Raw genomic sequence first — 23,614 nt, forward strand, 5'->3', positions numbered from 1 at the left:
CTTAATTTATTTATCTTTACACCACTAACAGTAATGAAAGAAACCTCAAACAAATACTTAATCTCTGCCCTACTTTTAGGTTTGGCGTTTCATGGTAGCTCGATATTTTTCACATTAGAGACTACTTATGACGCTTTAATCCATTTATTTTTTGCAGACCATTATGCCAACAGCTGGTTTGAACCTTGGAACTACGAGTGGTACACAGGATTTACAGTACAAAGTTACCCGCCGCTGGTTCATCAATCTATTGCTTTGCTCTCATTAGTCGGCGGACTCAAATTTGGGATGTTTAGCGTGGCACTTATAGCCATTGTTCTTTTCATTACTGGTTCATATCGGTTTTCATTGTTAATTACCTCAAACAAAACCGTGGCGGGTTACGCCTCCCTTTTAGCGGTGTTTTCATCATCGTTTGTTGAAACCTTACATATTTTTGGGCAACTGCCAAGCATAGTAGGTATTTCGGTGTTGATGCATGCCCTTCCCGAAATCTATTTATGGCTGAAAACAGGTGAAAAATGGTATTTGGCCACGTGCCTATCTTTAATTTCGGTGACGGTAACCTCTCACCACGTTACCCCTATTTTCGGAATGGTATTTTTTATATTCCCATTGATTGGAATGGTGATTATGGACGTATCGAGAGAGCAGGTAAATTCCATGAAAGAAGTCACCTTTAAAGTTTTTTTAAATAGTTTTTTCAAACTTTTTAAACGCATTATTACTTTTGGGATGTGTTCTTTGGTTTTAATAGTGGGTTGCATCCTGCCATATTGGATAAACTCCAAAGCTAACCCTATAACCCAGGTTCCAATACCGCACGGTTCTCGCGATAACTTTTTGGAAATCACCTCTTCGGGTTTGGTGTTTTTCTTAATTCCGTGGGGCGTTCTGCTCGTACTACTGCCCTATATTTTCTATCGGTATTACAGTAAACGGTATTTGTTTTTCGGACTTTCAATCACCATTTTAACCATTTTAGGAACGGGAGGCACAACGCCTATTCCCCTAAAAGTTTTAGGCGAAACAGCCTTTAATATTTTAACCTTAGATCGATTTACCCTTTGGGCTTCCATCATGTCTATTCCCATGATGGGTGAATTTGCATTTCGATTTGTAGAAGGCGATTTAAAAGCTCTAATTCAAGCTAAATTTGGTGCGGTTTACCATCGCATTATTGGTGGCATCTTGGCGGGACTATTCGTCTTTATGGTCATTTTCACCATGAGTTTGGGCTATTTTAGGCCATCGCAACCGCAAAAAATAAAAATGCTACCCATCGTGAATTTCCTAAACCAAGACGACCATGATAAATGGCGGTTTTTAACTTTGGGCTTTGGCGATCAAATGGCTTGGCTAAGTGCACAAACCAACGCTATGACGGTTGATGGCAACTACCACTCAGCAAGACGTTTACCTGAATTGACCACACGGCCCATTGAGCGTTTGGAAAATTCAAAATTTAAAGGTGTTGCCGGTATAGGTTCGTTGCAACAGTTTTTAACCACACCCGAAAAATACAATCTCAAGTATATTTTCTCTAACGATAAATTTTACGACCCCATTCTGTATTTCTGCGGATGGCAACGCTTGCGGCAATTAGAAAACGGTATTATGGTTTGGGAACGGCTAAACATTCCTCCGGTGGCATCTATCCTCCCTAAAGAAGATGTTGCCAAATGGCTAAAAGTCCATTGGGGTATCATGCCATTTTTAACCGTTTTAATTGCCTTTATCCTTAACATTCAAATGTTATGGGTGAATATGCTGAAAACCAGGCTCAAACCTGTGCCCGACTTTTTAAAACATTCCCTTTTATATAATAAATTCAACCGAAATGTGTTAAGAATTACGCATGTTTGGTCTTTCATTTTAGCCGTTGTTGTTTTTTACGGTATTTACCTATTTTATCTGAAAAACGATTCGCAACGCAGTCCCGAAAATGCGATTATTGCCTATTACGATGCACTCGATTTTAAGGAGTTTGAAAAAGCCCACAGCCTTATCGACCCCAGGAACAATATTCCTATAGCCCAATACATGCTTGAAATTTCGGTTACCGATGGTTTGCTGAGTAGCTATGCTAAAATGGATGCTATAAAAACTGAAATCACAACACATAACGACAGTACGGTATCGGCAAAAGTGATGACAAAATGGATCACTCCACTGGAAAAAATTGAAAAAGTAGATTATAAATCGCTTTCTAAAATCAAGGGTAAATGGTATTTGCAACCCGACGATTTAAATAACGATTTGCCGCCAGATCAGTTATATTCCAGTAATGTCACAAAATATTACAATCAAGGTCGACGACGCGTTACCACCGAACAAACCTATCACGAAGATGTACTAAAACAACCCGTTTTGGAAGTAGTAACGGCCAAACTGGTTAAATATCACGGTAGCTATGCTATAATTGGCGAAGTTCAAAATATTGATAACGTACCGGCCGATGTTATTTTGAAAGGCACACTCTACAACGACAACAACAAACAGCTAGCTACCTACAACGCCAAATACCACGTAAAGCATAAATTAATGCCTAAAGAATCGAGCAGTTTCCGAATTAATTTTGAAGGCATAGCGTGGTCTAAAACCGAAGATTCCATTCCCGATACCTTCAACCCCGATGAATTCACTCCGGTGGAGTTTGAAGAACAACCCACCAAATTCAATTTGCAAGTGGCAGGAAATGTGGCTGGCTCCGATTTATATAAAAATGTGGTGCTAAGCGAAATAAACATCAAAGACCAAGTTGTAACCGGCAACCTGTTTAATAGCGGTATACAAGAGGTTACCATCCCGCAACTGCTCATTACCTATTACAACGAAAACAAAAAGATGGTTTGGGTAGACCACTTGTTTTTAAAAGATGGCATCAGGCAACAACGAAAACAAAATTTTGAATATCTTATTCCGAAAGATGGTTCCGTTTCGGTAATAAATGAAAGCATGAAAAACATTTTTATTAACGGATTGCCCAATGAAAGCATTTCGAATAAAATTGTACCCAACAGAATTAAAAACCATACCAATGGCCAATTACAACCCATTGACCATCCACATTTTAAGTATATAAAAGTTGAAATTAACAGTTATATTGGAAGTCCGTTTTAATGAGCTTTAAACATTTTTACATATTCGTTTTTTGCGCGTTGCTTGTATCGCCGTTTAGCATGGCTCAACAAAACAATGTTGGCGATAAAATAACGCCGATAACTGCCCAGTCCCACTACGAAGCAGGCGACCAAATTATTTTAAAATTTTCGGCACCTAACAATAGTACGCCATCTCTGTACTGCTCTAACAGCTATGGATCGACCTTAATTCTACCAAAATTGGAAAACCGAGTTTTAATATATGAATTACCCGATAGTTTCACCAAAAAAATCGGTGTGATCAATTGGACTTTGCTTCAAAATGAAAATCCCATTTCAGGAACCATAAGCATGCAACCTAAAGCCGAAGTTGCCACTATGGAAACCTATTTAGGCCCTACAAGTATTGAGGCCGGCGCCTTAGATTACAGTATGTTGGTGGTTATTCCAACGGACTCGTTAGACAATCCCGTGCCCTCAAATACTTTGGTCAACGTAAAGCATCAGTTTTTAACCTCGGAAGACAGCGAAAGCGTATTCACGAAAAATTTAATCGCTCATAAAAACATTCATTCAAAAAAAGAAAGCGGTCGAATGTTGGTATCTTCCGAGAGCCTGGATACCAGTTCAAAAGAATTTACTATAAATGTTTCCGCTGCCATACCCAATGACTTTATTATTTCATCAAGCCGCCCGCACCAATATGCCGATGGTAACCAAATCACAACTTTTTCAACTTCAGTCATAAAAGACAAACACAACAATATTGTTAGCGACGGTACTTTTGTTACATTTTTTATTACCAATTCCAAAGGCAATATTTTAAAAACATCGGGCACTACTATTGATGGTGTGGCTTCCGCAAAAATCATCCATCCAGATTATGCCGATGATTGGACCATCAAAGCCTTTGTTGAAGGTATTTCTGAAAGCAACGAAATAAGCATCAGCTTCAAACAGGTTATTGACGATTTTACCGTTTCGTTTTCTGAAAGAAACCGAAATATTTCCGTGGGGCCGTTGCAGAGCTTCATGAAACAACTGATTCCTGACGGTCTGCAAGTAAAGTTGCTTATTTACCACGACAATAAATTAATTGACACAATAATTAAAACGGCTTTCAACGGCTTTGTAAATTTCAATTTAAAACCAGAAGTTTATAAAAATGCTAACTATAATTTTACCATTGAAATCGCTGGATTGACTAAAGAATTCAAATCAAAAAAACTATGGTAGGTCTTAATAAAAATATAATGCGTACCATTTTAATAGCTTCCTACATTATGCTTGTAGCCTTAATCATTTCGGGCGTTAGCGCCATTTTCAGTTACCTCAATACCGGTGCCGACCGCAGCAGCATGCTACATACCGAAATTAAAAAAGTAGAACAATATCTCGCCAAAATGGACTGGGCTCCTTTACAAAACGAAGGCCGCCCCATGGACGACGAAAACCTCAAGTCTATTGAAAACGATTATTTAGATGCTTGGTACGTGAGGCATGTGGCCTATAAAAGCAATAAAACTGCAGGTATAAAAGATTACTACACCGAAAGTGCCCGAGAAAACTTGTTTAACATTATTGAGCGTAATAAAGCTGAAAACATCACTATTGAATCTACTACACTAGAACACCATCCGATTTTAGAGTTTTTTAGTGAAGATGGGCAATTAGCTGTGATTACCGATAAGGATGTAGTAGAATACAAGCGAATTTTCAAAGCCAAAAAACTGGTTTTGGAAACCACCGAAACAGCCACTTATAAAATGGTTCTACTCTTAGAAGATGGCTTTTGGCGCATTCGGCATTTGGTAAAAGAACATGCTGAAACTAGAAGTGAAAGCAGCCAAACGGCCTCGGTTGACGGACTTCACATTAAAGGCATTAATTATTATCCGCAGGCAAGTCCATGGGATATGTTTGGTGAAAAATTTCATAAAGACACCATTTCAAAAGACTTTAAAATTATTAAAGAAACTGGTTTAAATTCAGTGCGCATTTTTGTGCAATACGATGACTTTGGAAAGGCAGCCGTAAAACCCGAAAAACTTGAAAAACTAAAACAAACCTTAGATGCAGCCGAGGAGAATAAGCTCAAAGTGGTTTTGACACTCTTCGATTTTTATGGTGATTATTCGGTGCTGAATTGGACTCTCAATCAGCGGCATGCCGAAACCATTGTCAACGCCGTAAAAAATCACGGCGCTTTATTGGCTTACGATATTAAAAATGAACCCAACTTAGATTTTGAGTCTAGAGGTCAGGATAACGTAATGGCTTGGCTAGAACATATGATAGATTTAGTAAAATCGGTTGATAGCCGTCACCCTGTTACCATTGGTTGGTCGAATACCGAAAGCGCTACGCTTTTAAAGGACAAAGTAGATTTTGTGTCCATTCATTATTATGATGATTTAAACACTTTAGATAGTGCTGTGAAAGCATTAAAAACCGAAATACCCAATAAACCTATTGTTCTTCAAGAGTTCGGTTTATCGTCTTACAGAGGTTTATGGAAGCCATTTGGGAGCACCGAAGAAGACCAGGCCAATTACCATAAAAAAGCCCAAGAAATAATTGCAAACAATGATTTACAATTTATGTCTTGGACTTTATACGATTTTGCTGAAGTACCAAAGGAAGTCGTTGGACGACTCCCTTGGCGTAAACGGGTTCAAGGGTATTTTGGTTTTATAAACCAAAATGGAGAGACTAAACCCGCCTTCAGGTACATAGCTAAAAAATAGCTTCCTTGGTTATCGATCCGCTCAATTTTGATTGTTTCACAATAATATCGTAGAATGCATTTAAATACATTTCAGTAATTTTTTCCATAGGGAATGCCGTTGCAGCTTTGTAGTTGGCTTGGCCCAATTGTATTCTATAGGTTTCGTTGGTTACAATCGCGTCAATAGCATTGGCTAAACTATCCACCGAAGTAGGCTCGAAAAATTCACCTTGATAACCTTCATCTTTCACCAATAGGGCTAAATCGCCTAAATCTGGCATCACTACGGCTTTACCATAACTTCCTGCTTGGTGTAGCACACCAGAGCTTCCTGTAGTGGATGTATATGGAAACACCACCACCGCACTTTCATTAAATAATTTAGGAACGTCGCTTTCTTCAACATAACCCGTAAACCTAACCTGTGGTACATGGTTGTAATCTTCCTGCACCTTTGCCAAATACCCTGGTACGTTAGGGTTATCGGTTCCGGCGATGACCACCTCCAAATCCAAACCAGTACGTTTACGCACTTGTTCTACAGCTTCAATCATGCCTTCAACTTTTTTGTAAGTTCCAAACTTACCGAAAGTCATGATTTGCATTGGCGATGTCGCAATTTGGTAATTAGGTTCTTTAGCAATTTCAAAAGTGCCGTGAGGAATTAATTTTACGTTATTTGCGTTGTACTTCTTTTGTAAAATGTCAACGTATTTTTGCATGGTAACTGCAACGGTATCGGCCTGAAGAATGAGTCGTGTTAACGAGCTACCAATGAAACCGTATACTTTCTGCATTAATTTATTGTTGGTAAAGCCGGCACTCCCTAAATCAACTTCTTCCAAAATATTGTGCAGCAAAACCACATTAGGGATTCGTTTTATTTTACAAACCAAAGGCAACATCAACCCTAGTGCCGCTGCCACTTTTTTATCGCCGAACTTCATAAACTGCAAATTGAACAAAACCGCATCAGGTTTCGTTTTTCTAATGGCTTTGCTTACGCTAAGAATATTGGCATAGCTATTAAACTTCCAGCATTCCTTAACTGTAATTTTACAACCATCTTCGGTAAATTGGATATCTTTTGCTTCTTCAGTTTTATCAGTCAATAAAACTAATTCGCTAACAGCTTGTTGTTGTCTAAACTGTTTTACGAGATGGTAGGCATACTCATTTAAAGTAACTTTACTTGGGGGGTATGCGGTTACTATAGCCAGTTTCATAATTGTAGGTTTTGTATTAATACAAATTTGGAATATATAAATTCAAGAAATGGTTGTAAATAGCTAGTTCGCTTTTAAGTGTAGACGAATGGCTGTTTTCCTTAGACGAGCTCTTTTTTCGCCTTTTGCGCCACATTCCATCTAAAGAAAATAACCTGAATGCCAAGCAGCATCACCATGGCTATAATCTGCATATGGACCACCTCCTCTAAACTATCGTGGAAAAACACTACCAAGCCCATTTGCAGCATACCAAACACGCCAGAAATGATTACCGGAACGTATTGGTCTAACGATAAGTAGTAGTAGGCAAAAATGTTGGAAACGGCGAACATACCAGTTGCCAAAGCATATTTCCAAAGCAAAGGCGCCATGGCCAAGTAGCTGTCGCCGAACAAAAGTGTTATCGCCGTTTCTGGGAACAAAGCGCACCCAATTATAATCAGGGTGGCAATACCGGCAATGTAGCCCACATATTTAAACAAAATGGGAGCCGTTTCTTTGCCTTCCTTTTCGAGCTGTACTACAGTGGGCAACAGCAGCATAACAAACATCCAAGCGATAAAGTAAACAATCCGCCCAATTAGCGCCAACGAAGCATACAATCCTGCTTCGTACGATTCAAAATAATGCTTAACCAATAAAATGTCGCTATTGTTAATAATAATTTGCGTTAATTCATAAAAGGCGGTCAGTACAAAAAAGTTCCTGATTTGTTTACTTTGTGCTTTATCTAAAAATGTTTTCTTGAATGAAATATGTTCGGTTTTAAACGGTATGAGTCCGAATGCAAACGAAATTAAAATACCGAATGCAATAATTACTGAAGACTGTAAACTGAACAGAAAAATCAGGCCTAATGTAATAAACAATCGGCTCAACATTTCAGCTTGATAAGTAATAGAAAGCTGTTTGAAAGCTTTTTTTCCTTGGAAAACACCGCGGTTTACGCTCATAATAAAGTACAACGGCACACCAATACCAAAAACCACAAACATGTTTGATGACGATGTATTGAACACGTTTTGTAACGCGCCAGAAAACACTACGATCAAAGCGCCTAAAATTAAGCCAACAACAATGGCTTTTTGGTACACTTTTGATATGAAATTAGAAAACATGCTGTTTTCAAAAATCACCGAAAACTTCGCTGTAACCAATTGAAAAGTCATGGCCACAAACGACAGTACCAATAAAAAAGTAATTAACACGGCTGCATCGGCAAACTGGGCTGGCCCAAGTACACGGCCTAAAATAAGATTGTACAAGTAGTTTCCGCCGTTAACGGTCAATACGCTGAGCATAAAAAGCTGCTCGGGCGTTATTTTTTTCGATTTTAAAGAGGCTATCAATTGCATGATTTCACAGCTTTGTTATGCGGCATCATTCACTAGAATGTCTTCATAAATTTCCTTGCAACCATAGCCCACAATGGTAAACGGTTTTTTATAAGTTAAAGCCATCTTATACAATTCTTCAATAGCCTTCATGCCATCTTTATCAATTGAAGTTACAGCATCAATATTTATGGTCAATGCTTTAGAATAAATAATAAGGAATTCTAAATGGTTTTTAAATTGCTTAACGGTATCGGAGATTATGGTACCTTCCACCATGAAAACATCTTTTATTTGTTTAATTTTTAATGCCATAACTTTAAATTTTGGTTAATATTACTTGGGGTTATAGACACAAAGATGCCTTAAGAATCAATGTAATACCAATCAATTTCGGTGAGTGGCACGTTACTGTAGATGAATGATTACAGTTGAATGCTTAACTTGCAAAAAGAATAAACCCCGAATCATGACCGTCAAATCCATTGCCCTATTTACGCTATTTCTATTGGTTAATTTGGCCTTTGCACAACACATGCAGAAAGGCTTTAACTATTTGGAAAAAGGCAATTACCCCAAAGCTGAAACCTATTTTAAGAACATCTTAAACAACCACCCTGAAAATAAAACAGCACGATTGTGTTACGGCCGCGCCGTGGGTTTAAACGGCAACGCGCAACAGGCAGAACAGCTTTTTATTGATTTGCTGAAAGATTTCCCCAATGACTTCGAGGTAAAATTGAATTACGGCGAATCCTTGCTCTGGAACAAAAAATACCCTCAAGCAAAAAACTATTTTAAAGGTTTAATTGATGAAGATGCGAAAAGTTTCCCGGCACTTTTAAGCTATGCCAATACGCTATCCAACTTAAAGGAATACCAAGATGCCCTTGTTTTTGTTGACAAGGCTTTGGAAGTATCACCTGAAAATCCCAATGCACTCACATCGAAAAAGTATATTTATTTGGGGTATGCTTACCAAAAGCAACAGGCTCAACAATACGATGAAGCAGAACATCTTTTGAAAGAAAATTTGAAGCTTTTTGATAATGATAAAGACACTTTAATCAACTTGGCCAACTTATATTTAATCGCCAACCGGTTGGAAGATGCCGAAGCCACGTACAATATTTTGGCTCAAAATCCTGAAAACAAATTGCTTTCTTTAAACGGTTTGGCACTCGTAGCCCATTTAAACGGTAAAGAAAAAACAGCTTTAAAGTTCAGTGAGAAAGCATTTTTAAGTTTGACTGAAGACACCGACCAGAATTTAATAAAAGCCACCACCGAGCGCTACGCACAAGCTTTAATTTGGAACAAAAAATTTAAACAGGCCGACCAACTCATCTCCCAATTAATTGAAAAACACCCTAACAAAAATTGGGTATTGGCATTACGCGCCACCTTAAACATCTATAAAAGTGATTTCAAAAAAAGTGTGGCCGACTACAACCAAATTTTGATTAACGATAGCACCTCGTTTGATGGCAATCTGGGCAAAGCCAATACGTTAAAAGCCCTCGGTATTTATGACGGTGCTTACCAATCGGCCGAAAACACGCTAAAGTTTTACGACAAACAAAAAGATGCCTCACAATTTATAAAAGATTTAAACACCAATTTTACACCGTTTTACGAAGCCAAAGCCAGTTACAGTTTTGACAACGGCAACAACGAAGCATTTTCGGTACAAAATTCGGTTGAATTTCCCATGTCCATAAAATTCAAAATGATGGGAAGCTATAATTACAGAATCACCAACAATACAGTAACTAACAACAAAGCCACCTCGAATAATTTGTCGTTGGGCCTCGCCTATCAATTGTTGCCCAATGTAATTTTTAAGGGAACGGCTGGTGTTTCTTCTGCAAAAGCAGCAACCGAAGACTACACGCAACTCCTAGCCGATGTATCTTTCAACATAAAACCGTTAAAACTCCAAGTGCTCGATGTGGGCTATAAACGTGAAATACAAAGTTTTAATGCCGATTTATTAGATCGCGAGATTGTAATGAACAATATTTACGCGAATTACAACCTCAGCACCAACTTCAATTTGGGCTGGTTTACACAATATTTTTATACCTGGCAGAATGATGACAATAGCCGCAATTTACTATTCACCTCGCTATACTATAATATTTTGAGCAAACCTGCGCTAAAAGCCGGACTCAATTACCAATATATTACGTTTAAAAACCAAGTGCCCAGTATTTACTTTTCTCCGGAAAAATTCAATGCTGGTGAGGTATTTATAAACCTGATTAAAAACGAAGTAATCACCAAACCCAAAGCCTGGTTTTATGAATTAACAGCAGCAACTGGTTTACAATATATTGAAGACGATAGCAGCCAAAGCACCTACCGAGCGCAAGGTAAACTAGGCTATAAATTTTCAAATCGCTGTATGGCCAACCTGTTTGGCACCCGAAGTAATATTGCCTCGGCCACCGCTGCCGGTTTTACCTATACCGAACTTGGTCTCCGTTTTAAATGGTATTTGTTTGACACACCGATTTTTAGGTTTAGGAAATAATGAACGCCCTAAAATGGGCGTTTTGGATTCTGGTTTTCTCCTCAGTTCTTTGTTGCCAACTGGCTTTTATAACTTTATATTAAATAACTCTTTTTCCCTTAATTCCTTAAAAGTTGGTTGAAAACTCGAATACCATTTCGTAAAATCGTCTTTCCTTTCTGGTAATTCTTTTTGATAAAAGGTTAAATATGTCATAAGCAATATGTTTAGAGTATAGACAGTGATATTTTGAGCATCTTTTGGAAACCTAATTTGAATTATATCAGTTTGTCCATTCTTTCCTGGAACAAGTTTGCTCTTCATTAAATCAGTTGCGTGGACATTGTCAGAGAGCATTCTATAAACTACTTCGTAAAGTGTATGATGGTTTAATTTTTTTGCTAGTTGTTCAATATCACAAGGTCCGTCAAATAGAGCAAACCATTTGGGGTTTTTCCGAATAGCGTTAGTTCTTTGATATTCCTCCTCAATTTTTTGATAAATAGATAGTTTTAAAAGTTCCTCTGAATTTCTTTTACCAAATTCTATTAACTCTTTATTGCTTTTAATTTCTTGAACGTGCTTGTCTTTTTTAATCACATTGAAAAACTGCTTTCCAACTTGGCTGTTAGCATTTAATTTTTCAAAGAACTTCAAATCTTTATGTGCAATCCAAACATTGTATGATAAAGCTCTGTTCTTTTTATCATCCTCAAGTAGATATTCTAATCCAAATGAGTTTTCTAGTAATGAACGAAGAAGTGGTTTTGCTGGGTCTATGGAAGAGTTTTTTATTAGAATTGAAATCGCGTCTGCTAATTCTAATATATTTCTAAAGAAAAGTATTGGTACCAAATGGTCGTCACCTCTTTTCATTTTATCTGCTTGCCATTTTAATAAGTGCGTTCCGAAATCAACTGTATTATCAATAGAAGATGAAAGCTTATTTAATTCAGCTTTTACCTCATTTTGTTCCCTAGGAAGAATATCTTCTATCGATTTGTACATTTTTTTTCAGCTTGTTGCCAACAACGTATATAAAAAGTAGCGGGTTTTTGGGCATTATCTTTTCATATACCAATATACTTATTTAAAGGCAAAAGCGGTTAAGATTTGCATCTAAACCGCTATTTTTTATATACGTTGTTGGCAAACGTTATTTTATGTTACTTCCTTTATTTAGCCATTTGACCTAGCTTTTCAACTTTTATTAACCATTTTTCTCTAAAATTTTCTTTAGATAGTCTAATAGGACCAATGGTTGTAGTTCTTACTTTTTTTACTCCAATGAAATTAAGAGTTAATTTTTTCATTGCCTTATGACTAGGGCTTGAATAAAACCATTTATAGTACCAACTTGGTTGGTCTAATGTGCAAATTAATCTTGCCGATTTATCTGTGAAATGTTTATCCCACCATAAAGAATCTTTTCTTTTACTAAATGCAAAACCTGGTAGTAAAACCCTATCTAAAAAGCCTTTCATAATTGCTGGTACTGAGCCCCACCAAACAGGATAAACCCAAACTAAATGATTTGCCCATTTTAATATTTCTTGACTTTTTAATAAGTCTGGTTCAAGGTCAGTCCTTTTTCTATAGCCAAATTGAAGATTTGGATTAAAATTTAAATCTTGAATAATGATTTCTCGAATTTCAAAACCTGATGATTCAGCTCCTTTTTTGTAAGCTTTCGCTAAAGCGAAATTGTAACTTTCTTTATCTGGATGACCAATTATTAGTGCTATACGTTTACTCATTTGCGTATTATTTTAAGGTTTCTAATAGAGTGAAAATTCCAATAATTAATAAAATCGCCCATCCAAGATGTTTTCCTTTTGTTGCTATAAAAACAAGAAGGGAAGAGCAGAACATTGTTATTGTTGTAGATGTTAAGATGAATTGTAATAACTCATTAGTTTGTATATTATATTTATTTGCCACTTTAAGAAGTATAGCTCCTATACACCATCCAAATAATGATGTTAAGTGCCAAGTAGCCCAAATAATTCTTAGATATCTTTCCTTTAATTTGGACTTTGCAATTGTGGGAATTATTTCTTTTGACTTTCTTAAATTTCTAAAAATTAAAACTTCACCAAGTATTGAATGTACTAATCCTAATATAAAGCATAGAAGACCTGCGACCCATATATATTGGTTCATAAAAACTAAAGATTTTGTTTTTTAGTAGATGATTTACGTAGACCTATTAAGAGTAGAAATCCAATAGGCATTAACAATATCCATTGAAATGCATTAGCATTATATATATAACTGGTAATTATAAATGGAATTCCTGATAAAATATAAAGAACAGCTATAGATTTAAGTTGTGCTTTTTCTTGATTATTGTCTTTTGAAAATCCGACTTTCAAGATGATGTAAGAAGTCAAAAATAAAAGAATAGTTACAATGTGCCACGCTGCGGTTAATTCACTCTTTTGTTGAATACTAATATTGCTATCTAAAAGAGGATTAACCAATTCTATTTGTCCACCTATGGTATGAAGAATAGCACCTAATAGATTTATGATACCTGCTATTTTATGTATGTTTTTTTCATTTTGAATTAGAAATATTTTTTGATTTTATGTAGAAATGGGTTTGTAAGTTTATCTTCTTTAAAAAACTTATAAAGAATAATACAGGTCGGAATAGTTAAATAGAATGAGCAGATTAAGAATGTTGCTAGTCCACAAGCAATTGCCAAAATTTGAGCAAAAAGTACTCCAATAGTATCTTGCTGTTTTATAAAATAGTTGCTTACACCTAACGAATATTCATAGAAACGAATTGAGGTTTCATAGCTTAACCATGCTGGATAAAACCATTTTCTAATAGGTTCCCACCAAGTGCCAAAAACTGATTTTCGTTGACTGTTTAAATCTTCCATTTTTAAATCTTTTTACAAAGGTCATTTTAATGGAAGTCATATCATTTGATATAAATCAAATTCGAACTTTAGGGTTACGAATTCGACTTAATGTTTCAAGCGTAATGCCTAAATATGAAGCAATGTGGGTTAATGGGATACGTTGTGTAATATCTTGGTAAATACTTATTAAGTTCTGATATCTTTCTTCTGCTTTAGTAAATTGAATAGTATGTAACCTTTCACAAAGTCCTAACATAGTTTCTGTAACTACCTTACTAATAAACCGTTCAAAAACGTGATACTTGTTAGACAGTTCATCAACAGTATCTTTTGAGAACTCTAAAACTATTGAATTCTCAATAAACTCAACGTAGTGTGGACTTGGTTCGTTGCTAAAAAAACTGACAATGGAGGCCATAAATTGATTTTCAAAGGCAAACCAATCAGAAATGTCTTTACCATCTTTCAGATAATAAGCCCTTGCACAACCTTTAATAATTAAATATGCTTTTTTAGAATATTGCCCTTCTTTAACAACAGTATCTCCTTTTCTGTAAGTAATTAGTTCGGAGTTAGAAATGAATTCTTGTAAACATTCATTGGATAATGGCGAGTAAATCTCTCCAATTTGATTTAGTATTTTTTCAATATTCATTTCAATTAATTGAGGTTTTTTGTTTAGTAGTGAGTTTTTTCGTTAATGTTTGGAGCACAAAATAGCCCATTATTTCTACTTCACGAAATATACTACAAATAAAAATAAAGAAGGCAAAAGAATAACTCTTTTGCCTCTCTTCTCTGAAAAATAAAAACTTGCTATTAATTATTCTCAGTTCTACCCAGTTATTTAATGAGTAATTTTATTGTGCTGGATTGGTTATTTGCGCCTTTTAGGTGACACAAATACATGCCCGTACTTAAGTTGTCACGGTTTATAGTAATGTTATTTTTACCGGCCACAGCTTTTATATTTTGTTGCTTTACCAAGATGCCCAAGGGGTTGTAAACCATTAGTGAAATATCCTGATTGTTGTGTACTGTAAACTCAACCGTGGTTTTGCTGTGCATGGGGTTGGGCGTGGCTTTGGCATCATTTAGGAATACTAGGTTCGCTTCCTCAACCGACAGGGAACTGCTTTCTGCAAAACGCATTTGCTTTAAATTTAATTCTTTTGTTTCCATAACACCGCTATCGGCAATCATTGTAAACACTAGCGATGTAACATCGTTAGGAGTAATACTCTCGCCTCCACTGTTTTTGAAATCCGCTAAAGCAATATCATAATCCGTTAGGTTTTCGGTTAAATCAATCGATGCTTTGTACTGTGCTTCCCAATCGCCAACACTTTCTTTCACCAACCGTATAATTAATGTTCCCGTACCTTTGGCTTTAAATTTTAAGCTGTGGTAATCAGAAAAATCAATGGGGTTGAATTTTGGTGTCAATGCTCTGTAAGCAGCCACGTATTCGCTTGTTGTGGCTAATAAATTGATGTTGCGCTCAATTGGGTATTCATTTTCTAAAAACGCTTCAAGATTTTCCTCTACTAAATACTCCGTAACTACCGTGCTTACTGCGGCATCGTCGTAGCCCCAAGGCCCGTCAGACATAAATAAATCGTCGGGAGTGGCAATGCCATCGCCAATTCTAAAGCCTATATCGAACAGGTTTCCGGCCTCCACTTCAACATTCGAAATATAATTACCGTTAAGTTGAATGGTGGTTGATACGTTCTCTACTTCACTGGTTTCTGTGGCTCGTAATCCGCCATCAAATTGTACCGACTCCGTTCTGTTCGTATTTACAATTTGCAACTCCAACTTACCGTTATGGTAGCCGCCTTTTTTAACAAATACGGTTGGAGGTGTTGACGTATTGTAGCCCGAAATGGGTTTTTGCACTTCCAATAAACGCACCACTTCTTCTCCTAAAGTCAACAGGTCGTCCAGCGAATTGGACCAAATTTGAAAATTGTAGCAGCCTACACCGGTTTCGTACTTGTCGATATTCCAGTGGCTTTCAATCCCGAATGCGGTATTGTTTTCAGTTGGTTTTGCAGATAGGCTCAAAACAAATTCGATGGAACCGTTTGTATTCTTTATTAATGCTTTTATAAAGGAGTGCTCCCTAATTTCGATAGTCGATACCGAAAGCAACTCTGCGCCCAACAACCTATCGCAAATCGATTTGGTGTGTTCGTAGGCTCCGTTTTCAGTTTTAAGTAACAATATGGATGCTACAGCGTTATCGTTTCGGTAATAATCGGCCGAATATACTTCCGTAGCATTGGTTATATCAATCAAATCTGCTGGAGTTGATTCTACCACGTAGTCTTCGTTAATAACAGATAATGGCATAAAATTAGATAACTGCAGCGCCTGTTGCTTTGCTGATACCCTCCCGTAGTTTACAGACTTTTTTAATTTTTTCGCTGCTTTTTGGTCGAACCTATAGTTATTTTTGGCTCTTTTAAAGTTTCGTTTACTGATTTGTTGCGATAAACGGTTATTACTTTCCAATCCGCCTTGGTTCGCGCTCGAAGTTGTAGATAACTCCAAGATTGGGCAAGATGCATAGCCCGAACAAGATGGGTCGTCGCAATCCACTAATCCGTCACCATCATCATCGATACCGTTAATACAATCTTCCTGAGGTACTGGTGCTGTTGGGCAACGGGCACCATCGTTTTGCGAACTGGACGGCCCAAAGGCAAACAGATTAGATTCCATGGCATTAATACCTGTTAAATCCTGTACATTTTGAATAACGTAAATGGTTCCTGTTTGATTTGCCGAAACGTAAAAACGACCATCAGCATCAAAATAAACGGCACCATAAGTATAATTGAGTCCCGAAAGAATGGGCACCACACCAAGCACAGTAACCTGACTGGTTTCTGGATTAATCCTATAAAGTATATTTGTTTTTTTCTCAACGGTGTATAAATGTCCATCAACAGCATTAAAAGCCCAATCGTGTACATTGATGCTTGATGATAAATTTTCTTCTGAAATGAATTTTGAATAGCTTTCAGATTCTGGGTTCAAATCAATTTTATAATAAGTGGTTCCTCCACCTTTTAGATAGTAAACACCCTCATCGCTAATATCGCCAACATATCGATTGTTGTCCGATAGTTCATCGACATAATAGGTTGTGGTTTGAAAATTCTTTCCTATCCTCACAATAGTTCTGGCAGGCGTACTCAAAGAACCCCAAATAAAACCATCAGCCGGATTGTAGGCAGCTGCATTAATATTGCCCTCGGTAACATCAGTTGCTACGCTATACGAATTTCCTGAAGCCAAATCGATGGCATAAACGTCGTTGTACTGAAAAAGATAAGCGTTATAATCACAATTAAAAGGCAAATCTTGTGCTTGAGACAAGCTGCTAAATAAAACAAGTAGGTACAGTAGGGGTAGATTTTTTTTCATGGGATAATAATTTATTCCACGAAGTTAATCTCCACATATCTTTTTCAGGGGGATTTTCGCTCGGCGGGAAATAAGTGTAGACGAATGGTAAAATTGCCGAGTTAAACGCTTAAAGTAAGTTTAAACGCTTCATTAGCTCTGGGCGGTTGGAGCGACTTACCGGTATAACATCCTTTTTTATAAGCACGCTATTATCTTCAATATCAACTATTTTAGTCGTGTTTATAATAAACGACCGATGTACTTTCAAGAATAAATCGTCTGGTAATTTTTCTTCAATTTTCTTTAAGGTAGAATGCACCGTGTAGTTTTTATCTTCTGTTTTTACATGAATATAATCGCCTTTGGCCTCCACCAAATAAATACTTGGTATATCTATTTTGATTAAACGTCTATCAATATTGACGTATAAATCGTTGTTGGAAGAACCTTCAGTTTTTTCAGAAGTTGCTTTTTCGGATAAGGCTACTGTAAATGTTTCAGCTTTCTTTATGGCTTTTTGAAACCGCTCCAAAGTAATGGGTTTTACCAAATAATCGACTATACACTCGTACTCGAATGCCTGAATAGCGAAATTGGCATCAGAGGTTGTCAATATTATTTTTGGTGGATTTTTTAGTGTATCGATAAAATCGAATCCTGTAAAATCGGGCATGTGGATATCCAAAAAAATGAGGTCAATCTCATTTTGGTTTAAGTATTTTATGGCCTGAATGGCATTTGGAAACTCCTCCAGAACATGGATACCTGGTACATTAGAACACAATTGACTTATGATTGCTCTCGCTGTGGCTTCATCGTCAATAATGATACAATTCATAAAATATAGCTAGGGTTGTTGGTCTAAATAATTGGTTATGTTGGTTAAAATAGATTCGAACTCTTCGCTTAGGTCTGTATTGCCCTGCAAAAGATTGTTTTCAAAAGCTACTGCAACTTTATAACTCTTTTCGAGCCCTAAAATACTAATTTTATGTTTAAGTTTGTGTACATTTTCTGCTGTTTCTTTAAAATTTTTATCAGCTAAATTGTTGTAATACGTTTCTTTTTCTTGTGGGAATTCTGTTTTTATAATACTCAAAAGCTTTTCTTCGAAGGCCTTATCGCCTCCAGACATACTTTCTATATAGGTAAGATTAGGTTTTTCCATGTTGATTTTTTTTTTAATGTAAAATAAAAAGTTGTTCCAACTCCTAAGGTAGATTCCAGCCAAATTTTTCCGCCAAATGCTTCAATAATCTTTTTTACTATCGACAGGCCAACCCCAGTGGACTTGGAATCATTTTCCAACTTTTGGAAAATCTTGAATATTTTATCGAAATACGTTTCTTTAATTCCCTTGCCATTATCCTTTACATAAAACTGCCAAAATTTACCTTCGGCTTTTAATCCTATTTCTATTAGCCCTTCGGGTTTATCGTTATAATTAATTGCGTTGGTTATTAAGTTTTGAAACAGTTGCTGCAACCTGTATTTATCACCCTTTACAACAGGTAATTTATTTCTTTTTATAATTGATATGTGTGCGGGCACTTCAATCATTTTAATGACTTCATCCACTAATTTATCGGTATCAACATCATAAAATTCAATTTTATTTTTACTAATGGCTGTGTATTCCAATATGCCGCTAATTAGCTTGTCCATTTTCTCAACATGACTTCTAATTTGCTGAATATTGTTTACCCCATTTACATCCAACGAATCTTTATAATCTTGGTTTAACCATGTTGAAAGGGTATCGATACTGCGTAAAGGCGATTTTAAATCGTGCGACACCACGTGGGCATAATCACTAAGCTCTTCGTTTTGGTGCTCCAACTCACTCATCAAGTTTTCACGCTGCTGATTAATTTTTATAATCTCCTTGGTTTGATTATCTATAAAATTGACCAGCTTTAAGCCGTCTAAATCCGCACTATTCTTTGATGCTATATTTTCTGGTAATTCGTAAAATTTAAGCGTTTCAATAACATTCTTCAACTTATCGATAACCTCCTGTTGTGCCTGGGCTTCTTTTTCTAATTTTTTGTTCGCAGTGAACAACTCTTCCGAACTAATCTGCATGGATCGCTGCAACATATTAAACTGTTCGTCATAATTATTATACGAACGGCCTATAGCGTTTAAGAACTGCTCCATATTTTTATCTGAAGCTTGTTCTTCGCTTAAATACTTTCTTATTTGTCGCTTGAGTAAAGAGTTCATTTATTCACTAATGAGCGTTACCGTCATAGTTTGGTTGTGCAACTGGCAGTTGTTTTCGCCATGAAACGGAGCAATTTCACCGTAGGAATAAAACCCCGAAATGGTGGTGTTTGCACCAACAACGGCTGTCACTTCCTCTATTTCTTCTTCCACACGCTGATCGAGCACTAATTTCCGACCAATGCAGCTTACCAAAAATGCTAATTGTGGTTCATTCTTTCTTGATTCCAAGGCTTGTTTAGCGGCGCGTTCAGAAGCGTTGGCAATATTATCAACATTGGTCATCATCAACTGCACTTTAGAATTTTCATGAATATCGCCCGCCATAATCATCGTGTTTTCCTTTTCATCAATGGTTAAAATACTTCTTACAATAGACTGGTGCTCGTCTACCAATTTAACATTCATAGGGTACAACAATGCGGCTCCCGGCAATTCTTTGGATTTTTCCCCCAAGTACTTTTTATACAAATCTAAAGCGGGCTGATTATCCAATTCATACAGTACATTGGCTTCCGATTTGGTAACGGTTCGTTCTGGCCCAAAAGGGGTCCATCCGCCGTGAATGGACGAAGAAACTTCTAAGGTTTCGCCATAAAAACCAATGGCCACGATTTCGCCCTGTTTCGGATTTTCATTATAAGAAGCCAAGGTTTTTTCAAAACGGTCATCGTCACCGCACAGCCCGCCCGTTATTAAAACGTCGTGGTTTGTCGCGGCGCTCATGCCCTTCGTTAATTGACTGCCATTTACAAAACTTCCTTCGGAAACCACCAACACATACTTTAAGTCTTCATCCGGAAACTGGTTTATTAAATCGTGTCCCGTTTTAAAACTATCCAATTGAGAATCGACAATATTACAGGTCTTTATTACAAATGTGCTTTTCTCAAACTCAACGGCCGTAATTGTGATGCCTTGATCGGCTACAGCTTGGGAACAGATGTCGCCAGAAGTTGAACCAAAAACAATATGCCCTTCAGGAAATAGTGTTTCCATTTCATTGTATATATTGTTATCCTCCAAAAGATGTCTGTTACCAAACACCAATACCAAAGGGTTTTTAAGCTGTTGTTTAGCTGACAAATACTCCCAATTGCCATCTTTTGCTTTATGTAATTGAACCGTTTTCATCTTTTTTATTTTATTTTTTTAACGAAAAATAGAAAGTGGTGCCTTGGCCAGGTTCACTATCCAACCAAATATCACCATCGTGAAGCTCTACAATTTTTTTAACGATGCTTAATCCTACTCCTGTTGAATCTTTACTTTTGTTTAAAGCGTGGAATATTTTGAATATTTTATCGTGGAATTGTTTTTCAATACCCATCCCGTTATCCTTAACCGCAAACTGATAATGGGTTTTTAGGTCTAAACAACTAATTTCAATAAGCCCCTGGGGTTTATCCATAAACTTAACGGCATTGCTCAACAAGTTTTGAAATACCTGTTGAAGCTTTACTTTGCTGCCTTTTACAACGGGCAACTGATTGTTTATTTTTATCTGTACGTGTTCTGGCACATACAAAATCGCTATTAAATCATTAACCAGAATATTTGTATCTACTCGTTCGGCCTTGGCATCGTCTGCCCCTACACTGGAATATTCCAACACATCGTTAATGAGCTGTTCCATTTTTTCCAAGGTGTCTTCAATATGTCCTATGTTTTGTATACTGGTTTGGTCCAAAACCTCTTTGTTGTCTTCCTTTAGCCAACTTACCAAGGCATTTATACTGCGCAATGGCGATTTAAGATCGTGCGATACCACATGCGCGTACTCGTGGAGTTCGTCGTTACTTTTTTCCAATTTTTTCAGCAAACTTTCCTTTTGGAGTTGCAGGTTCTTTATTTCGGTAATATCAAAATTAACACCAATAGATCCCACCAATTCTCCATCTAAATTATAGTTTGGCGTACCGCTTACCAACCAATACTTAATATCGCCCTGTTTGTTTTTTATACGTAACTCATAACTGTTGGTCCTGCCTCTTTTTCGTGCTGCAACAGTTTCATTAACGAGCTGTTGGTCTTCTTCAACAGGTAAATAGTCCTTCCCTTTAGAACCTACCAGTTCCTTTTCGGAATACCCCGTCATTTCCACAAAACTTTGATTTACCATTAATATCCTATCGTCTGAATCGACTTCCACCAACCCTAGATTCATATTGGAAATAATATTATGGTATTTTTGCCTTTGCGCCTCAAGCGTTTTTCTGTAACGGCGCCTTACGGTAACATCACGGTATTTCCAAAGAAACCCTTTGTGCTTATTGTTATAGACAATAGGAACAAAATCGCGCTCTAAAATGGTGCCGTTGGCCATAATTATCTCGTCTCCAAGCACCTGCTCTTTATTTTCAAGTATTTGGTTGATGCGCTGTACAAATTGGTCTGGGTTTTTAAACACCGGTTTGCTCTGCTCTGCTATTACGGCTCGGTCTTGCCCTTTTAAATCTTCTGGGGCAGCCCCCAATTGCATATATTCACAAAACTTTTTGTTAGTAAGTACTATTTTTCGATTTTCATCTTCCAGTAGTACGCCACTCTCTAAGTTCAAAATTAGGGTGGATAATCTGTTTTCAGATTCTATCAACTGATTTTCGTATGCTTTCTTTTCAGTAATATCCCTAACAATACCTTGTGCCGCCACAGGAACGCCTTCATCATAAATAATACTGGCATTGATATGAACCAACAAATGTTGCCCCTTTCTGGTTATCACTTTAAGATGAAAATCGGTAATGCTTCCATGGTCATAAAGTGTTTTGAAAGCTTCCACCACACGCTCGGCCTCTTTAGGATGCACTAAATTCATCAAATTAAAATCGTCCTTAACACTATTGAAGCCCAATAAAGAAACGGCTGCATCGTTCATTTTAAGGATGTTGCCAAACAAATCCATAATAACGTAGGCATCCACTATGTTCTCAAAAACCCCTTGAAGTTGCGAATCTGTTTTTAACAAAAGAATTTCCAAATCTCTGTTGGCTTTGGTAAGTTCTTGATTAGCCTCGTACAGTTGCGCAGCTTTATCCTCTAAAATTTTTTCGGCCTTCTTCCTCGCTAACTTTTCCCTTTGTAATGCTCGATTTAATATGTCTATTTCTTTTTGGCTCATGGACATTTTTGGATTATGAACTTTACTTCGGTGCCGTCTTCTTTAATTTTTTCCAACTGAATTTCAGCCGATGAATTAAAATGTTCGAAAGTTTTGTTCATCAACCCTAGCCCAAAGTAATACATGGCCCTACTGGATTTATACACCATAACCAATAATTCGCCCGATTTTTCAATGATTTGGAATGTTGGCAGTTCGGCGTCGGGGTATATTTTCTTTACTTCTACATGAATGTGGTTTTCAATAGATGATAACATTTCAATCGGGTCTTTGTAGGCTGAAATAATTCCGGGATAACTATCCACTAAAACTTTGAAAAAATGTTCGGCATAAACCATCAATAAATCATCGATAGAAACTCCAGTGCTCTCACTTAAATGCTGCAACAGCTGTAGCATTTCTGAGAATTCGTATGTTCCTACTGCCGTATAGGCGCCTTGTGATTCTAAGTTTGATTTATTGATAATCTTATCTACCATTTCCAGGCCAAATTTGCTTTCAACCAAATCGAGAAACTCTGTAAAAACTATGCCTTTCATTTTTCCTTTTCTATAACTTTTTTAATTCGTTGATACTCCAATATGCCAATAATTTTTCAATTTTTGAAACATATTCCTCATATTTTAGAGGTTTAAGTACGTAGCCAGCAATACCAATTTCGTAACAAGCCACTAAATCCCTTTGGTTACTTGATGTGGTGAGAATTATGGTTGGCACATACTTTAAAAATTCATCTTTTTTAAGAATACTTAAAAATTCAATACCATTAATTTTTGGCATGTTTAAATCCAAAAGAATGATATCGGGTATATTGTCTTTGTCCTTTAAAAGTTCTAAAGCTTCCTCTCCATTATTGGCCTCTATTATGGTATGTGGAAGGTTATTTGACGATACAACTCTATTGAATTTCATGACTTCAATCACGTCGTCTTCAATAAGTAATATTTTCAGGGTTTTCATTTTTAAAAAATTTAAGCTTAAATGTGATTCAGTAAAATTAACCGAAATATCAATCTACAACCGTATAATTAGTCTATTCTTCCCTATGTGTAGATAAATGGC

At 36.7% G+C, this 23,614-nt stretch carries 20 protein-coding genes; 4 read left to right on the forward strand and 16 right to left on the reverse strand.

The window, feature by feature from the left end; all coding sequences use genetic code 11:
• The first annotated feature begins 33 nt into the window (after window positions 1-33).
• Genes ABI125_11445 through ABI125_11455 form a run of 3 tightly spaced genes read left to right on the forward strand, consistent with a single transcriptional unit; the run spans window position 34 to window position 5,851 of the window.
• A complete protein-coding gene (locus ABI125_11445) occupies window positions 34-3,123 on the forward strand; it encodes a hypothetical protein (protein ID XCF05338.1) in 3,090 nt (1,029 codons plus the stop codon).
• 59 nt (window positions 3,124-3,182) lie between these two features.
• Window positions 3,183-4,340, forward strand: coding sequence for a hypothetical protein (locus ABI125_11450; GenBank protein XCF05339.1), 1,158 nt, complete (start codon window positions 3,183-3,185; stop codon window positions 4,338-4,340).
• Window positions 4,334-5,851, forward strand: coding sequence for a cellulase family glycosylhydrolase (locus ABI125_11455; protein XCF05340.1), 1,518 nt, complete (start codon window positions 4,334-4,336; stop codon window positions 5,849-5,851). Before ABI125_11450 ends, ABI125_11455 begins: the two co-directional genes overlap by 7 nt.
• On the opposite strand, the gene ABI125_11460 is transcribed toward ABI125_11455, so the two are convergent.
• The 3 genes from ABI125_11460 to ABI125_11470 all read right to left on the reverse strand — a co-directional run bounded on the left by ABI125_11460 (window position 5,841) and on the right by ABI125_11470 (window position 8,710).
• Window positions 5,841-7,058, reverse strand: a complete 1,218-nt coding sequence (locus ABI125_11460) for a glycosyltransferase (protein ID XCF05341.1) — start codon at window positions 7,056-7,058, stop codon at window positions 5,841-5,843. The genes ABI125_11455 and ABI125_11460 overlap by 11 nt on opposite strands.
• Window positions 7,059-7,159: 101 nt before the next feature.
• Window positions 7,160-8,416 (reverse strand): oligosaccharide flippase family protein, encoded by a 1,257-nt coding sequence (locus ABI125_11465; GenBank protein ID XCF05342.1) that lies wholly within the window; start codon window positions 8,414-8,416, stop codon window positions 7,160-7,162.
• Window positions 8,417-8,431: 15 nt separating this feature from the next.
• Window positions 8,432-8,710, reverse strand: coding sequence for an STAS domain-containing protein (locus ABI125_11470; GenBank protein XCF05343.1), 279 nt, complete (start codon window positions 8,708-8,710; stop codon window positions 8,432-8,434).
• Window positions 8,711-8,864: 154 nt separating this feature from the next.
• Here ABI125_11470 and ABI125_11475 point away from each other — a divergent pair, with 154 nt between their 5' ends.
• Window positions 8,865-10,931, forward strand: a complete 2,067-nt coding sequence (locus ABI125_11475; GenBank protein XCF05344.1) for a tetratricopeptide repeat protein — start codon at window positions 8,865-8,867, stop codon at window positions 10,929-10,931.
• 66 nt (window positions 10,932-10,997) lie between these two features.
• Here the strand turns inward: ABI125_11475 and ABI125_11480 are convergent, their stop codons facing one another.
• The 13 genes from ABI125_11480 to ABI125_11540 all read right to left on the reverse strand — a co-directional run bounded on the left by ABI125_11480 (window position 10,998) and on the right by ABI125_11540 (window position 23,512).
• The gene (locus ABI125_11480) at window positions 10,998-11,918 is read right to left on the reverse strand and encodes a DUF5677 domain-containing protein (GenBank protein ID XCF05345.1); all 921 of its coding nucleotides are present in this window, start codon (window positions 11,916-11,918) and stop codon (window positions 10,998-11,000) included.
• 167 nt (window positions 11,919-12,085) lie between these two features.
• Window positions 12,086-12,667 (reverse strand): NAD(P)H-dependent oxidoreductase, encoded by a 582-nt coding sequence (locus tag ABI125_11485; GenBank protein ID XCF05346.1) that lies wholly within the window; start codon window positions 12,665-12,667, stop codon window positions 12,086-12,088.
• A 7-nt stretch (window positions 12,668-12,674) separates the two neighbouring features.
• Complete coding sequence (locus ABI125_11490) at window positions 12,675-13,073, reverse strand: hypothetical protein (protein XCF05347.1); 399 nt, start codon at window positions 13,071-13,073, stop codon at window positions 12,675-12,677.
• A gap of 406 nt (window positions 13,074-13,479) precedes the next feature.
• On the reverse strand, window positions 13,480-13,803 hold the full coding sequence (locus ABI125_11495) for a hypothetical protein (GenBank protein XCF05348.1): 324 nt from the start codon (window positions 13,801-13,803) through the stop codon (window positions 13,480-13,482).
• 55 nt (window positions 13,804-13,858) lie between these two features.
• Complete coding sequence (locus ABI125_11500) at window positions 13,859-14,440, reverse strand: Crp/Fnr family transcriptional regulator (protein ID XCF05349.1); 582 nt, start codon at window positions 14,438-14,440, stop codon at window positions 13,859-13,861.
• Window positions 14,441-14,628: 188 nt separating this feature from the next.
• The gene (locus ABI125_11505; GenBank protein ID XCF05350.1) at window positions 14,629-17,223 is read right to left on the reverse strand and encodes a T9SS type A sorting domain-containing protein; all 2,595 of its coding nucleotides are present in this window, start codon (window positions 17,221-17,223) and stop codon (window positions 14,629-14,631) included.
• A 109-nt stretch (window positions 17,224-17,332) separates the two neighbouring features.
• A complete protein-coding gene (locus tag ABI125_11510) occupies window positions 17,333-18,043 on the reverse strand; it encodes a LytTR family DNA-binding domain-containing protein (protein ID XCF05351.1) in 711 nt (236 codons plus the stop codon).
• Between the two features lie 9 nt (window positions 18,044-18,052).
• A complete protein-coding gene (locus ABI125_11515) occupies window positions 18,053-18,373 on the reverse strand; it encodes an Hpt domain-containing protein (protein XCF05352.1) in 321 nt (106 codons plus the stop codon).
• Complete coding sequence (locus tag ABI125_11520; protein XCF05353.1) at window positions 18,346-19,431, reverse strand: ATP-binding protein; 1,086 nt, start codon at window positions 19,429-19,431, stop codon at window positions 18,346-18,348. Before ABI125_11520 ends, ABI125_11515 begins: the two co-directional genes overlap by 28 nt.
• On the reverse strand, window positions 19,432-20,565 hold the full coding sequence (locus ABI125_11525) for an FIST N-terminal domain-containing protein (GenBank protein XCF05354.1): 1,134 nt from the start codon (window positions 20,563-20,565) through the stop codon (window positions 19,432-19,434).
• A gap of 10 nt (window positions 20,566-20,575) precedes the next feature.
• Window positions 20,576-22,552, reverse strand: coding sequence for a PAS domain S-box protein (locus tag ABI125_11530; protein ID XCF05355.1), 1,977 nt, complete (start codon window positions 22,550-22,552; stop codon window positions 20,576-20,578).
• Window positions 22,549-23,091, reverse strand: coding sequence for a heme NO-binding domain-containing protein (locus ABI125_11535; protein XCF05356.1), 543 nt, complete (start codon window positions 23,089-23,091; stop codon window positions 22,549-22,551). Before ABI125_11535 ends, ABI125_11530 begins: the two co-directional genes overlap by 4 nt.
• A gap of 10 nt (window positions 23,092-23,101) precedes the next feature.
• Window positions 23,102-23,512, reverse strand: a complete 411-nt coding sequence (locus ABI125_11540) for a response regulator (GenBank protein ID XCF05357.1) — start codon at window positions 23,510-23,512, stop codon at window positions 23,102-23,104.
• Window positions 23,513-23,614: the final 102 nt, after the last annotated feature.

The organism is Tamlana crocina (assembly GCA_040429635.1).
In the GTDB taxonomy this organism is placed as follows: Bacteria; Bacteroidota; Bacteroidia; order Flavobacteriales; family Flavobacteriaceae; genus Flavisericum; species Flavisericum crocinum.